Below are 14,349 nucleotides of genomic sequence, written 5' to 3' on the forward strand. Positions count from 1 at the left end.
AGACGCGACGATAACGTCGCAATGGCTAGGCTGGCGACGTCGCTATAGTTGCTGGCCCGCAATCCATGATCATGGCGTGATTTTGAATGCACGGCCCCGATTTCAGATATAAGATTCAACAATCCGGGGGATGTCGTGAGACCCGCGGCTCGTGCCGAACGTGAGTTGCAACGGTAGGAGAACATCATGAGACGACGCCGCGTATTGCAACTCGGGCTCAGCGGGATCACTGCGCTTGGCGCCGTTCCCCTCATCGGAGCGCAGAGGGCGACGGCTACTGATGGCGCCGAAACATTCGTCTACGTCTCGAACGCTGGCACCAAGGACATCTATGTCCTCGGCATGAACCGCGACACCGGTGAGCTCACCATGGTCGAGAAGGTGCCGGTGCCCGGCGCAGAGAAGACGTCGCTGGTCAGCTTGCCGATGGCGCTGGCCCCAAACAAGCGCTTCATTTACGCGCAACTGCGGAGTGAGCCGTATCCGGTGTCGACATTCTCCATCGACCACACCAGCGGGAAGCTTACCCATCTCGACGTGACGCCACTGGTCGATCAGATGGCCTACATCAACGTCGATAAGACTGGCAAACACCTGCTCGGCGCGTCCTATACCGCCGCCAAGGTCGCAGTCTATTCGATCGACGCGCGCTATACCGTCGAAGGCAAGGCGACCCAGATCATCGACACCAAACCGAAGGCGCACTGCGTCTTCGTTGACACCAGCAACAGGCATGTCTATGTGCCGGTGCTCGGGGCCGACTACGTCATGCAGTTCAAGTTCGATGCTAGGACCGGCATACTGACGCTCAATGATCCGCCCACAGTCGCCACCAAGGCCGGCGCCGGCCCGCGCCATTTCACCATCCACTCGAATGGCAAATGGGGTTATCTCATCACTGAGACGACCGCGACGATCGGCACATATTCGATCGAAAAGGACACCGGTACCCTTACCGAGGTGGCGTACGTCGACACCGGCGACTACAACCAAAAAGACTCGGCCTTCGCATCCGACATCCATATCACGCCGAATGGCAAATTCCTTTATGGCGCCGTCCGGACAACCAGCATGTTGCATGGGTACAAGATCGATCCCGAGAAGGGCACACTGACCGGGATTGGCAAATGGCCAACCGAGAAGACCCCGCGCGGGTTCAACATCGATGCGCGCGGCAAGTTCTTGCTGGCCGTGGGGATGGATTCAGCGAGCCTGACCGTCCATGCGATCGACCCGGACAGCGGCGAGCTGAAGAACGTCAAGCAATATCCGATGGGCAAGCAGCCGAACTGGGTTGAGATCGTCGATAGGATCGGCGACTAGCCGGCCCCTGCTCGAGTGCCGTTGAAGGTCACTTCCGGTATGGGTCATTTCCGACGGTTTCAGCGGAGATGTCGGCTGGCTGATGTCCGCTTCTATCCCGTAAGCGTTCAACCGGGGACCTGCCCCGGAAGCGTTGCGTCTGGCCAGACCCTTTTGATTCCAGCTCCCAAACTGGGGCTCGAATCATGCGCTACAATCGCGCCGATTATGAATGGATCGCGATTCCTACTTCCGTAAAATCTTCACCAGCTCCCCGTGCACGTATTCATTCCCGCACACGACATCGCCCGTGACCAGCGCATCGCCCGGCGTGTTGATGTCGCTGACCGTGCCGCCGGCTTCGCGCACCATCAGCATGCCAGCGGCGAGGTCCCAGGATTGCAGATTGCGCTCCCAGTAGCCATCGAGGCGGCCGGCGGCGACGAAGGCCAGGTCGAGCGAGGCGGCGCCGAAGCGGCGCAGGCCCGCGACGCGATCCTGGATCGCGGTCATCTCGCGGCGGAATTCCTCGTGGTCGCCGCGGCCGATATGGGGCAGGCCGCAGGCCACCACGCATTCGTTGAGCTGGCGGCGGCCGGCCACGCGCAGGCGCTGGTCGTTGAGGAACACGCCCTTGCCGCGCTCGGCGATGTAGAGCTCGTCATTGGCGGGGTTGTAAATCACGCCGGCGATGATGGTGCCCTCGCGCACGAGACCGATCGAGATCGCGAATTGCGGGATGCCGTGCAGGAAGTTGGTGGTGCCGTCGAGCGGGTCGACGATCCAGGTATGGCTCTTGTCGGAGCCTTCGCGCGTGCCGCCTTCCTCGCCGATGAAGCCATAGCCGGGCCGTGCCTTGGCGAGGTCCTGGTAGAGGATCTCCTCGGCGCGCTTGTCGGCGAGCGAGACGAAGTTTGCCGGCCCCTTCAGGGAGACCTGGAGATGTTCGATCTCGCCGAGATCGCGCTTGAGGCTGCGGCCGGCGCGGCGCGCGGCTTTGACCATGACATTGATAGTGGCGGAATATAGCATGAGATCAGTCTTGATTGGGGGAGGGGCGCAGAACCGCGCCATTTGAGGGGATGGGGTGCCCCGCGAGGGGCCAAACGTCAAGTCGTTCAGCTCATTTGCACGCCATTTGGCGTCAGGTCATTTGTTTCCGAGCCATTTCTTGGCGGCGGCTTCCGCCTTGGCGCGGTCGTCCGCGGGCAGATCGGCCAGCTGCTTGTCGAGCTCGGGATCGCCCTTGCCGGCGGTTTTGGCCACCAGATGCCATTTGAACCCCTCGACCTTGTCCACGGATGTGCCCATGCCGCTGATCAGGACCCAGGCCAGCCGGTTCTGCGCGATCGCGCTGCCCTGGCGGGACGCCTTGCGCAGCAACGCCACGGCCGCGGGCTGGTTCTTCGGCGTGCCGGTGCCGTTGAACATGGCGATGGCATATTCAACCTCGGCATCGACATTGTCGGCCAGCGAGGCTGCCTGCAGCAGCCGCACCGACCTTTCGGGATCCTTCGGCACGCCGGTGCCTTCCTTGTAGAAGGTCGCGAGCGCGTATTGCGCCTCGGGCAGCCCGGCATCGGCCGCCTGACGCAACAGCTCGGCGGAGCGCTTGACGTCCTGCGGCAGGGTCTGGCCGTCCAGATAAAGCAGAGCGAGGTTATAGGCCGCCTTCGGCTCGCCGAGCTTGGCGGCGGAGGCCATCAGCTTGACCGCCTCGCCCTTGTCGACCGGGCCGCCGCGGCCGGCGATGCGCAGCATGGCGAGCGCAAACATCGCCTCGCGATCGCCGGCGTCGGACGCGCGCTTGTACCATTCGACCGCCTTGGCGTAGTCGCGCCTGATGCCCATGGCGTTGGAATAGAGCTCGCCCAGCATGGTCATGGCCTTGGAGTCGCCGGTCTTGGCGCGCGCGCTGGCGAGGTCGAAGGCGGTCTTGTACTGGCCGCGCTGATAGGCGCCGAACACCAGGTCGACATTGGAATTGTCGGTCGCCGGCGCCGGGATCACGGTTGCCGGCAGCGTCGGGCTCGGCAAGGCCGACGGCTTTGGCGCCGGTCCGGCCTCCTTCTTTTTCGTGATCGAGTGCGGCGCGACCTTTGGCTTTTCCTTTGCCGCTTCCTTTGCCGTTTCCTTGGCCTTCTGCTTTTCGGGCGCAGGGATCGTCGCCGGCGGCGTGATCTGGAGCTGCGCGGCCGCGGGCGTTGCCAGCAGCAGCGTGGCCAGAAGGGTGATGCGCGGGAGCGTCATGGCGGGCGCTAGCCCTGGCCCGCGGCAACAGCCGTGAAGGCCCTCTTGATCGCGGCGTCGGCCTCGATCAGCGCGGCCTTCGGCCCGCGAGAATCCGCCCAGACGAGATCGCCGACCAGCACGAAATCCGCGCCGCTGGCGGCGAAGTCGTGAGCCTCCGCGAACGACGTCGCGAAGCCGACGCAGGGCGGCTCGAACAGCTCGGCCCACCAGTCCAGCCGCTCGGCAATCGCCTGGGATGACGGTCGCTGGCCCTTGGCGTCGGGCTCGCCGAACAGCACGTAGTCCGCGCCCATCTCGCCGGCATTCATGGACTCGTGCCGCGTCTCGAGCCCGCCGACGCCCGCGATGCGATCGGGCTTGAGCGACGGCATCGCCTCTTCCAGCGCGGCGATGCCTGCGAGATGCGCGCCGTCGGCGCCGCCGCGTGCGACGATATCAGGATGGCCGTCGACGAGCACGGCCGCGCCCGCGTTCTGCACGACCGGCGCCAAGGCCTTGATCCGTGAGATCATGGTGCGCTGATCGGTCTCCTTCAGCCGCACCAGCACGGCCGCGACGTCGGCTGCCGCGAGCAGCGCCGGCAACTCGGCGAGGAGCGAGGCGGGATCATCGACGACCGGCGTCGCGAGGTAAAGGCGCGGCGCCGGGCGCGGGGGAGGCGATTTGTTCGACAAGATCTAGGCTGCCTTCTGTTCCAGGCTGCTTTGCCATTCGCCCTTGGAGGCGAGGCCATTCATGCGCGCACGATGACTGAATGCGTTCTGTCCGGCCACGACATTTTCGGCCTTGCCCGACCAGGCCTTCTGCGGCGCGGCCTGCAGCGCGCGGCCGTAGGAGAAGGTCAGGCTCCAGGGCAGCGGGCCGAGCTTGTGCATGGCGTTGAGATGCTCAGTTGCCTCCTCGTCCGACTGGCCGCCGGAGAGGAAGGCGATGCCGGGCACGGCCGCGGGCACGCACGCCTTCAGCAGCCGGATCGTCTTCTCCGCGACCTCCTCGACGGAAGCCTGCTTTGCGGATTTCTTGCCTGAGATCGCCATGTTCGGCTTCAGCACCATGCCTTCGAGCGCGACGCGCTGCGCACGCAATTCCTGGAACGTCTTGTTGAGCACGCGGCTGGTCACCTCATAGCAGCGGTCGATGTCGTGATCGCCGTCCATCAGCACCTCCGGCTCGACGATCGGCACGATCTGCGCGGCTTGGCACAGCGCGGCGTAGCGCGCCAGCGCATGCGCATTGACGCTGATCGCGGTCATCGAGGGAATGCCGCTGCCGATATCGATCACGGCCCGCCATTTGGCGAAGCGGGCGCCGCGCTCGTAATATTTCTTCAGGCGATCGGCGAGCTTGTCGAGTCCCACGGTGACTGTTTCGCCCGGGCACATCGGCAGGGCTTGCGTGCCTTCGTCGACCTTGATGCCGGGGATGGCGCCGCTACTCTCGATCAGCTTCACCAGCGGCGTGCCGTCTTTCGCGTCCTGCCAGATGGTCTCGTCATAGAGGATCACGCCGGAGATGTACTGGCGCATGGCCTCTGTCGAGCGGAACAGCATCTCGCGATAGTCGCGCCGGTTGCCTTCCGTCGATTCCACGCCGATCGCGTCGAACCGCTTCTTGATGGTGCCGGAGGATTCGTCGGCGGCAAGGATGCCCTTGCCCGGCGCGACCATGGCGGTCGCGATCCCATTGAGCTCAGTCAGATTCATCGAGAGGTCCTCCCAAAACGATTCTGCCCTTGCCTGCGAAAATAGACGGTTCTCGGGCAATTGCCGAGTTAACGTTCGTCGCAGGGTAAGGGCGGCTCCCCGTCTTTCCGGGATGCGCCGAAAGGCGCAGGCCCGGAATCCATAACCCCGGGCGGAGGTTATGGATTCACAGATGCGCAATTGCGCATCATAGCCCACGCTTCGCGTGTCCCGACGGGGGGATGGGGCTGAAGCCTTTAGGCAACCTTCGGATCGAGCTCGCCCTTGGCGTAGCGCTTGGCCATGTCGGCGGGGGGCAGGATCTTCTTGAACTTGGCGGCCTGGCCGGCGGTATTGAACTCCTGGAGCCGCTGCTTGCACAGCTTGGTCATGGCTTCCATTGCCGGCTTCAGGTACTTGCGCGGATCGAACTCTTCCGGATTGTCCTTCAGGACCTTGCGGATCTGGCCCGTCATGGCCATGCGGTTGTCGGTGTCGATGTTGATCTTGCGCACGCCGTGCTTGATGCCGCGCTGGATCTCGGCAACAGGCACGCCCCAGGTCGGCTTCATCTTGCCGCCATAGGCGTTGATGATGTCCTGGAGGTCCTGCGGCACCGAGGAGGAGCCGTGCATCACGAGATGCGTGTTCGGTAGCTTGCGGTGGATCTCCTCGATCACGTTCATGGCGAGGATGTCGCCGTCCGGCTTGCGGGTAAATTTGTAAGCGCCGTGCGAAGTCCCCATCGCGATCGCGAGCGCGTCGACCTTGGTCTCCTGGACGAACTTCACGGCCTCGTCCGGATTGGTCAGGAGCTGGTCATGGCTCAGCTTGCCCTCGGCGCCGTGGCCGTCTTCCTTGTCGCCCATGCCAGTCTCGAGCGAGCCGAGCACGCCGAGCTCACCCTCGACCGAGATGCCGCCGAGATGGGCCATGTCGGTCACGGTCTTGGTGACGCCGACATTGTAATTCCAGTCGCCAGGCGTCTTGCCGTCGGCCTTGAGCGAGCCGTCCATCATCACCGAGGTGAAGCCGGCCTGGATCGCGGTCATGCAGGTCGCGGCCTCGTTGCCGTGGTCGAGATGCACGCAGACCGGGATATGCGGATAGATCTCGGTCACCGCGTCCATCATGTGCTTGAGCATGACGTCGTTGGCGTAGGAGCGCGCACCGCGCGAGGCCTGGATGATGACGGGCGCGTCGACCTGGTTGGCCGCTTCCATGATCGCCAGCGCCTGCTCCATGTTGTTGATGTTGAAGGCCGGGACACCGTAATCGTGCTCCGCCGCATGATCGAGCAACTGACGCAACGTGATCCGAGCCATCTGTCTTTTCTCCGTTCGGGCCTAAGGGCCGCTTGTTTCTTGCAGTCTATTTACTTGGTGCGCAGCACTTCGACGCCGGGCAGGGGCTTGCCCTCCATCCATTCAAGAAATGCGCCACCGGCGGTCGAGACATAGGTGAACTGACCGGCCACATGGGCCTGGTTGAGGGCCGCAACGGTGTCGCCGCCGCCTGCGATCGAGACCAGCTTTTTCGCCTTGGTACGTTCGGCGGCGTGCTTGGCGGCCGCGACCGTGCCGCGGTCGAACGGCTGCATCTCGAACGCACCGAGCGGTCCGTTCCAGACCAGTGTCGCGGCGTCGTCGATGGCCGCGTGGATCCGCGCGATCGACTGCGGGCCGACGTCCAGGATCATGCCGTCGGCCGGGATCGCGTCGAGCCCATAGGCGTGCGACGGCGCGTTGGCGGCGAAATGATAGGCGACCGTCGCGTCCACCGGCAGGATGATGGCGCAGTTGGCGGCTTCCGCCTTCTCCATGATGCGCACGGCGGTGGGCGCGAGATCCTTCTCGGCCAGCGACTTGCCGACGCCGACGCCCTGGGCGTGCAGGAAGGTGTTGGCCATGCCGCCGCCGATCACGAGCGCATCGACCTTGTTCACGAGGTTTTCGAGCAGGTCGATCTTGGTCGAGACCTTTGCGCCGCCGATGATCGCGACAACCGGCTTGGTCGGCGACCCCAGCGCCTTTTCCAGCGCGTCGAGCTCGGCCTGCATGGTGCGGCCGGCATAGGCCGGCAGCTTGTGGCCGAGGCCTTCGGTCGAGGCGTGGGCGCGGTGCGCGGCCGAGAACGCGTCGCTGACCCAGATGTCGCCGAGCTTCGCCAGCTCCGCCACGAAGGCCGGATCGTTGTTTTCCTCTTCCTTGTGGAAGCGGGTGTTTTCCAGACAGAGGATGTCGCCATCCTTCAGGCCCGCCACGGCCGTGGCCGCGGGCTCACCGATGCAATCATCGGCGAAAGCGACGGGCTTCTTGACGACGTTCGACAGCGCCTCGGCGACCGGCTTGAGCGAGTCCTTGGCATCGCGGCCCTTGGGCCGGCCGAAATGCGCGAGCAGGATGACCTTGCCGCCCTTGTCCGAGATCTCCGTGATGGTCGGCGCGACGCGCTCGAGCCGGGTCGCGTCACTGACGCGACCATTGTCCATGGGTACGTTGAGATCGACGCGCAGCAGCACGCGCTTGCCCTTCACGTCGACGTCGTCGAGGGTGCGGAATTTGGCCATGTCCTGATCACTCGTTAGCTGGCGATGCTAAGGCGCATCGCGCTCGGGTGGATTGCCTTCCTGCCTGGTCGTTACCTCGCTTCCCTGGCGCATGCCGTACGCAATCAACGCGAACAGCATAATGACGCCAGGGATTCCGATCCAGGCAGGAAGCATAACGCTCCCCTTAGATCACCTTCGACATCGCCACCGCGGTGTCGGCCATGCGGTTCGAGAAGCCCCACTCGTTGTCGTACCAGGACATCACGCGCACCAGCGTGCCGTTCTGCACCTTGGTCTGGTCCATGTGGAAGGTGGACGAGTGCGGGTCGTGGTTGAAGTCGATCGAGACGTTCGGCGCCGTGGTGTAACCGAGGATGCCCTTGAGCTGCTGCTCGGAGGCGCGCTTCATCGCCTCGTTGATTTCCTTCGGATCGGTGGCGCGCTTGGCGACGATCTTGAGGTCGACGACCGAGACGTTCGGGGTCGGCACGCGGATCGCGACGCCGTCGAGCTTGCCCTTCAGTTCGGGCAGCACGAGGCCGATCGCCTTGGCCGCACCGGTCGAGGTCGGGATCATCGACATCGCCGCCGCACGGCCGCGATAGAGATCCTTGTGCATGGTGTCGAGCGTCGGCTGGTCGCCGGTATAGGCGTGGATCGTGGTCATGAAGCCGGTCTCGATGCCGACGAGATCGTTCAGCACCTTCGCAACCGGCGCGAGGCAGTTGGTGGTGCAGCTTCCGTTGGAGACGACCAGATGATCCCTGGTCAGCGTGTCGTGGTTGACGCCGTAGACGATGGTGGCGTCGGCGCCGTCGGCGGGCGCGGAGACCAGCACGCGCCTGGCGCCGGCGGTCAGATGCGCGGCGGCCTTGTCCCTGGCGGTGAAGATGCCGGTGCATTCCAGCGCGATGTCGACGCCGAGATCCTTCCAGGGCAGCTTCGAGGGATCGCGCTCGGCGGTCACCTTGATCTTGCCGTCGCCGAGGCTGATCGAGTCACCGTCGACGGTCACGGTGCCGGGGAAGCGGCCATGGACGCTGTCGAAGCGGAGCAGATGGGCGTTGGTCTCGACCGGGCCGAGATCGTTGATGCCGACGACCTCGATGTCCTTGCGGCCGGACTCAGCGATAGCCCGCAGGACGTTGCGGCCGATACGACCAAAACCGTTAATTCCGACGCGGACTGCCATGTTTCGTCTCCTTATGACCGTTCAATGACGTGTTCAATAACCCCGATGATCCCGCACAACGCGCTTAGCGCGCCTGCGAGGGTTTTTTAGGGCGGACGCCCGGTTCGGCCGGGCGGTGCTTGATCATATGAGAGATTACGTAGTCCTTTTTTTTGGCAAGCTCAACTCTCAGGAAACGCGCTTCAGCACGGCGTTCACCGCAGCCTCGGCGGTAATGCCAAAATGCTTGTAAAGGTCCTTGGCCGGCGCGCTCGCACCGAAGGAATGCATGCCGACAAATTCGCCATCCTGGCCGATCACGGCATCCCAGCCCCAGCGCACCGCGGCCTCGATCGCGACCTTCACCGGCGCATTGCCGATGATGGCGGCACGCTTGGCCTCTGGTTGCGCTAACAACAGCTCGAGCGAGGGCACCGAGACCACCCGCGACGGGATGCCGCGCTCGGCGAGCTGCTTCTGGGCGGCCACCGCGATCTCGACCTCGGAGCCGGAGGCGAACAGCGTCGCCCTGGCTTCGCCCTCGGCCGCGACCAGCTCGTAGGCGCCGGCCGCGCACGGATTCTCGTTCGGCGCGGTGGTGCGGAGCTGCGGCAGGTTCTGCCGCGTCAACGCCAGCACCGTCGGACCGTCGATACGATTGAGCGCAAGCTCCCAGCACTCGGCGACCTCGATGGAATCGCAGGGGCGGAACACGCGCATGTTCGGAATGGCGCGAAGCGCTGCAAGATGCTCGACCGGCTGGTGGGTCGGGCCGTCTTCGCCGAGGCCGATGGAGTCGTGCGTCATCACGTAGACGACGCCGGCGCCCATCAATGCCGCAAGGCGCATCGCGGGCCGTGCGTAGTCGGTGAACACCAGGAAGGTCGCGCCGTTCGGCGCAAAGCCGCCGTGCAGGAAGATGCCGTTCATGGCCGCGCACATGCCGTGCTCGCGGATGCCGTAATGGATGAAGCGGCCCTTCGGCGTCTTGGCGGAGAACGCGGTCGCCGACTTCGCCTTGTTGTTGTTGGAGCCGGTGAGGTCGGCGGAGCCGGCAAGGAATTCCATCGGCATTGCGGCGGCGATGACTTCAATCACCGCTTCCGACGATTTGCGGGTGGCCGCAGTCATCGGCTTTTCCAAGAGTTCCTTCTTGTAGGCGCGCACGGCCTTTGCGAGCGAAGCCGGGCGCTTGTGGCGCAGCCGGCGCTCGAACTCGGCGCGCTTGCGGCTGCCGAGCTCACCGAGCCGTGCTTCCCATTCCTGGCGTGCCGTCGCGCCGCGCGCGCCGGCTGCGCGCCAGGCCTTCAGCACGTCATCAGGCAGGGAGAATGGCTCGAGCGAGATGCCGAGGTTTTCCTTGGCGGCCTTGAGCTCGTCGGCGCCGAGCGCCTCGCCATGCGCTTTTGCGGTGCCGGCCTTGTGCGGCGCGCCGAAGCCGATGGTGGTGCGGCAGGCGATCAGCGTCGGCTTGTTGGATTTTTGCGCGCGGGTGATTGCTGCGGCAATCGCGGCCTGGTCATGACCGTCGATCTTCTCGGCGGCCCAGCCGCACGCCTTGAAACGCTTCACCTGGTCGACCGAGTCGGCGATCGAGGTCGGGCCGTCGATCGAGATACCGTTGTCGTCGTAGAGCACGATCAGCTTGCCGAGCTTCCAGTGGCCGGCCATCGCGATCGCTTCCTGCGACACGCCTTCCATCAGGTCGCCGTCGGAGGCGAGCACGTAGGTGTGGTGGTCGACGATCTTCTTGCCGAACTCGGCGGCGAGCATCTTCTCGGCGAGCGCCATGCCGACAGCGGTCGAGATGCCCTGGCCGAGCGGGCCGGTGGTGGTCTCGATGCCCTTGGTGTGGAAGTTCTCGGGATGGCCCGGCGTCAGTCCGCCGAGCTGGCGGAATTGCTTGAGCTGGTCCAGCGTCATGTCGGCGTTGCCGGTCAGGTACAGCAGCGAATAGAGCAGCATCGAGCCGTGTCCGGCCGAAAGCACGAAGCGGTCGCGGTCGGGCCAGTCGATGGCGGTGGCGTCGTATTTCAGGAATTGCGTGAACAGCACGGTGGCGACATCGGCTGCGCCCATCGGCAGGCCGGGGTGGCCCGATTTCGCCTTCTCGACAGCGTCCATCGAGAGGCCACGGATCGCGTTGGCCATGCGGTTGGGGTCGACTTGCGTCATGTCTGAAATCCGTCTGAAATGAGGCGCTTGGCGGTGGGTGGGGGCCGCGCGGGGAGCTTGGCGGCCGCTGAAGATCGGGGCTGGGATAGCACCTCGGTTCCGGGAGTCCAAGGCGATCAAACGCCGGTTTCGCCGTAAAAGTTGCTTACGGCATGATCCGGAAAAGTGGCGGGCCGGTTTTCCGCGCGACAAACGCAGGGCGTTTGAGCGGGGATCATGCCCAAGAGGAACTGCTAGATCGGGATGATCTCATCCCGATCTAGCGGTGCATAGTTTCGCGGCGGCGTTGCGCTTGGCTAGCTTGCCACGTAAATTTCTGCTTCTAACCGCTTGCCGAACCGAGTCTTTTGCCGGACGGCAAGCTCTTGAGGTAAAGGCCACGGGCAAGGCCCATAGGTTCCGCCGCTGACTGCATGAACGATCGCGTATCCAACAGCGCTGCCATGACGGAGTCCTCTGCCGTCGAGATCGAGATCGCGACCCGCAGACTCACGGCGGCGCTCGACGGGCTCGAAAGCGCGGTCGAGCGGCGGCGCGATGCCGATCGCGACGAGAACGAGCTCGCGACGCGAATCCAGGCGCTGGGTGCCGACCGCTCGCGGCTTGCCGACGAGCTCGACGGCGCGCTGGTGAAGGCGCGCAAGCTCGAGCGCACCAATCGCGAAATCTCCGACCGGCTGGATTCCGCAATCGTCACGATACGTTCGGTACTTGATACCGGAGAGGACGGATGAGCCACATCAACGTCACCATCAACGCCCGCCAATATCGCATGGCCTGCGAGGAGGGCCAGGAGGTGCGGCTGTTGAAGCTCGCCGAAAGCCTGGAGACGCGGATTCAGTCGCTGCGCGGAAAATTCGGCGAGATCGGCGATGCACGCCTCACCGTGATGGCGGCGTTGACCGTGTGCGACGAGCTGGTCGACGCCGGCAACCGCATCCGCACCATGGAGCAGGAGCTGACCGAACTGCGGGATTTCCGCAACGCCGCCGTCGAGCGCGCCCGGATGACCCAGACCGCCGTGGTCAACGCGCTGAACGCCGCCGCCGAACGCATCGAGAAGTCGACCCAGGTCCTGAACCGCACCGTCGGCAACGGGATCGCCATCGGGTAGGCTCCGCGGAAGACTCAGTCAATTGTTGTGCTCGATCTGGCCGCGGGCTCAACCTCTCCCGCTTGCGGGAGAGGTTGGCGCGTAGCGCCGGGTGAGGGCTCTGACGTCTTGGGGGTTCTCGCCCGCGGAGACACCCTCTCCCCAGCCCTCCCCCGCAAGCGGGGGAGGGAGCGCACTTCCGCCGTGGCGGCGGGGAAGTCTGATCTCATTGCGCCGCGGCCTTTGCGATCGCGCTGGCGATTCGTCGGTATCGTTGTTACATTGCGTGAGCGAGGCTGCGACGCGCGTCCGGAGCCATATATCCCCGGGGCCTTATCGATCCTTTAGGGAACTGTCCCTGGCCGGGCCCGTGGGCTCGGACATATGGTGCCCACCTACTTTCGTAGGGAACTCCGGGATCGAGTGCTTCAACGGCGTCCGCGGCTTCGCACTTTTGTTTGCTTGGTTTGTGCTTGTTGAAACGACTGCGGCCAGTTCAGCAGGTGTCATGCCCCGCCTAGTGCGCAATTGCGCACGGGGGACCGGGGCATCCAGTACGCTGCGGCCTTTGCGTGAATCACGACCGCCTCTGGAATACTGAATCACCCGCTTTCGCGGGTGATGACGTGGGGGACTGAAAGCGCATGTCCAATTCGAAATCCGAACTCCGTGCCAAAGCCCTCGCGGCGCGCGACGCGTTGAGCGAGAAGAAGCGCATTGCCGCCGCCGCCAAGCTCGCCAAGCGCGGGTTGCCGTTCGATCTGCTGCCCGGCAGCATCGTCTCCGGCTACTCGCCGATCCGCAGCGAGATCGATCCGATGCCGCTGCTAAAGAAGCTGGCAGAAGAGGGCGCCAGGCTGGCGCTACCTTGCGTCACCGCGCGCGGCCAGTCGCTGGTCTTCCGCCTCTTTCATCCGAACGACCGCCTGATGCTCGGTCCGCTCGGCATTCCCGAGCCGTCGCCGGCAGCAAGCGAAGTCATCCCCGACATCATGCTGACGCCGCTCGCGGCGTTCGACCGTCTCGGCCATCGCATCGGCTATGGTGCGGGACATTACGACTTCACCTTCGCGCACTTACGGAAAGCCAAGAACATCGTCGGCATCGGGCTTGCTTTTGCAGCGCAGGAGATCAAGGCGGTTCCGGCACTATCGCACGACGTCGCGCTGGATTATGTGCTAACGGAATCGGACGTGTTTGATTTCCGGAGTTCTGAAGTTGCGCATTCTCTTCGTGGGTGATGTCGTCGGCCGTAGCGGCCGCAACGCCATCGCCGAATATCTGCCCGGCATGGTCAAGGACTGGTCGCTCGATTTCGTCGTCGTCAACGGCGAGAATTCGGCCGGAGGCTTCGGCATCACGGAAGCGATCTATCAGGAATTTCTCGATGCCGGCGCCGATGCGGTGACACTCGGCAACCACTCCTGGGATCAGCGCGAAGCCCTGGTTTTCATCGAGCGCGCGGAGCGCCTGGTGCGGCCGGCGAACTATCCGCGCGGCACGCCCGGCCGCGGCGCCGCTTTGGTCGAGACCAAGAACGGCAAGCATGCGCTCGTCGTCAACGCTTTGGGGCGCGTCTTCATGACCCCGTTCGATGATCCCTTTGCAGCGCTCGAGCGCGAGCTCGGCGCCTGTCCGCTCGGCGTTGCCGCCGATGCCATCGTGGTGGACTTCCATTGCGAGGCGAGCAGCGAGAAGCAGGGCATCGGCTTCTTCTGCGACGGCCGCGCCAGCCTCGTTGTCGGCACGCATACGCATGTGCCGACCGCCGATCATCAGATCCTCACCGGCGGCACCGCCTACATGACCGACGCCGGCATGACCGGCGACTACGACTCCATCATCGGCATGCAGAAGGAAGAGCCGCTGCGCAGGTTCACGTCGGGAATTCCGTCGGGCCGGTTCGAGCCGGCGGCGGGCGTCGCGACGCTCAGCGGCGTCGCGGTGGAAACGGATGACGCAACAGGCCTCGCGCTGAAGATTGCGCCTGTGCGCATGGGGGGCCGGCTGGAGCCGGCGACGCCGAAGTTCTGGTTGAGCTGAATCTTCGAGCGGCATTTTCGGTGCACCCTCGCCCCTTGCGGGAGAGGGTGGCTCGCCGCGTAGCGGCGAGACGGGTGAG

Annotated in this window: 13 protein-coding genes and 1 other RNA gene; 6 read left to right on the plus strand and 8 right to left on the minus strand. The window is 64.6% G+C overall.

Annotated elements, in window-relative coordinates; genetic code table 11:
- The first annotated feature begins 186 nt into the window (after positions 1-186).
- Positions 187-1,323, plus strand: coding sequence for a lactonase family protein (locus JJC00_RS06375; RefSeq protein WP_200471864.1), 1,137 nt, complete (start codon positions 187-189; stop codon positions 1,321-1,323).
- A gap of 225 nt (positions 1,324-1,548) precedes the next feature.
- On the opposite strand, the gene JJC00_RS06380 is transcribed toward JJC00_RS06375, so the two are convergent.
- The 8 genes from JJC00_RS06380 to tkt form a co-directional block, all read right to left on the minus strand.
- Positions 1,549-2,334, minus strand: coding sequence for an inositol monophosphatase family protein (locus tag JJC00_RS06380; protein WP_200471865.1), 786 nt, complete (start codon positions 2,332-2,334; stop codon positions 1,549-1,551).
- Positions 2,335-2,451: 117 nt separating this feature from the next.
- Positions 2,452-3,552, minus strand: a complete 1,101-nt coding sequence (locus JJC00_RS06385) for a tetratricopeptide repeat protein (protein WP_200471866.1) — start codon at positions 3,550-3,552, stop codon at positions 2,452-2,454.
- Positions 3,553-3,560: 8 nt separating this feature from the next.
- Entirely contained in the window at positions 3,561-4,229 is a 669-nt protein-coding gene (locus JJC00_RS06390) for a thiamine phosphate synthase (protein WP_200471867.1), read from the minus strand.
- A gap of 3 nt (positions 4,230-4,232) precedes the next feature.
- Positions 4,233-5,258, minus strand: coding sequence for a class I fructose-bisphosphate aldolase (locus JJC00_RS06395; protein WP_200471868.1), 1,026 nt, complete (start codon positions 5,256-5,258; stop codon positions 4,233-4,235).
- Positions 5,259-5,494: 236 nt separating this feature from the next.
- Positions 5,495-6,562, minus strand: coding sequence for a class II fructose-bisphosphate aldolase (gene fba, locus JJC00_RS06400; RefSeq protein ID WP_200471869.1), 1,068 nt, complete (start codon positions 6,560-6,562; stop codon positions 5,495-5,497).
- Positions 6,563-6,612: 50 nt separating this feature from the next.
- A complete protein-coding gene (locus JJC00_RS06405) occupies positions 6,613-7,806 on the minus strand; it encodes a phosphoglycerate kinase (RefSeq protein WP_200471870.1) in 1,194 nt (397 codons plus the stop codon).
- 166 nt (positions 7,807-7,972) lie between these two features.
- Positions 7,973-8,980 (minus strand): type I glyceraldehyde-3-phosphate dehydrogenase, encoded by a 1,008-nt coding sequence (gap, locus tag JJC00_RS06410; RefSeq protein WP_200471871.1) that lies wholly within the window; start codon positions 8,978-8,980, stop codon positions 7,973-7,975.
- 168 nt (positions 8,981-9,148) lie between these two features.
- The gene (gene tkt / locus JJC00_RS06415) at positions 9,149-11,134 is read right to left on the minus strand and encodes a transketolase (RefSeq protein ID WP_200471872.1); all 1,986 of its coding nucleotides are present in this window, start codon (positions 11,132-11,134) and stop codon (positions 9,149-9,151) included.
- A gap of 413 nt (positions 11,135-11,547) precedes the next feature.
- On the opposite strand from tkt, the gene JJC00_RS06420 reads away from it, so the two are divergent.
- From JJC00_RS06420 to JJC00_RS06440, 5 genes are all read left to right on the plus strand, one after another.
- Positions 11,548-11,868 carry a DUF4164 domain-containing protein gene (locus JJC00_RS06420; RefSeq protein WP_200471873.1) on the plus strand — a complete coding sequence of 107 codons (321 nt, stop codon included), beginning with the start codon at positions 11,548-11,550 and terminating at the stop codon, positions 11,866-11,868.
- On the plus strand, positions 11,865-12,248 hold the full coding sequence (locus tag JJC00_RS06425; RefSeq protein ID WP_027530136.1) for a cell division protein ZapA: 384 nt from the start codon (positions 11,865-11,867) through the stop codon (positions 12,246-12,248). Before JJC00_RS06420 ends, JJC00_RS06425 begins: the two co-directional genes overlap by 4 nt.
- Before the next feature lie 269 nt (positions 12,249-12,517).
- A non-coding RNA gene (gene ssrS / locus JJC00_RS06430) (6S RNA) lies at positions 12,518-12,678 on the plus strand.
- Positions 12,679-12,871: 193 nt separating this feature from the next.
- Positions 12,872-13,468, plus strand: coding sequence for a 5-formyltetrahydrofolate cyclo-ligase (locus JJC00_RS06435; RefSeq protein ID WP_200471874.1), 597 nt, complete (start codon positions 12,872-12,874; stop codon positions 13,466-13,468).
- Positions 13,446-14,270 carry a TIGR00282 family metallophosphoesterase gene (locus JJC00_RS06440; protein WP_200471875.1) on the plus strand — a complete coding sequence of 275 codons (825 nt, stop codon included), beginning with the start codon at positions 13,446-13,448 and terminating at the stop codon, positions 14,268-14,270. The genes JJC00_RS06435 and JJC00_RS06440 overlap by 23 nt, the downstream gene beginning before the upstream one ends.
- The last annotated feature ends 79 nt before the right edge of the window (positions 14,271-14,349 follow it).

The organism is Bradyrhizobium diazoefficiens, assembly GCF_016616885.1.
In the GTDB taxonomy this organism is placed as follows: Bacteria; Pseudomonadota; Alphaproteobacteria; order Rhizobiales; family Xanthobacteraceae; genus Bradyrhizobium; species Bradyrhizobium diazoefficiens_F.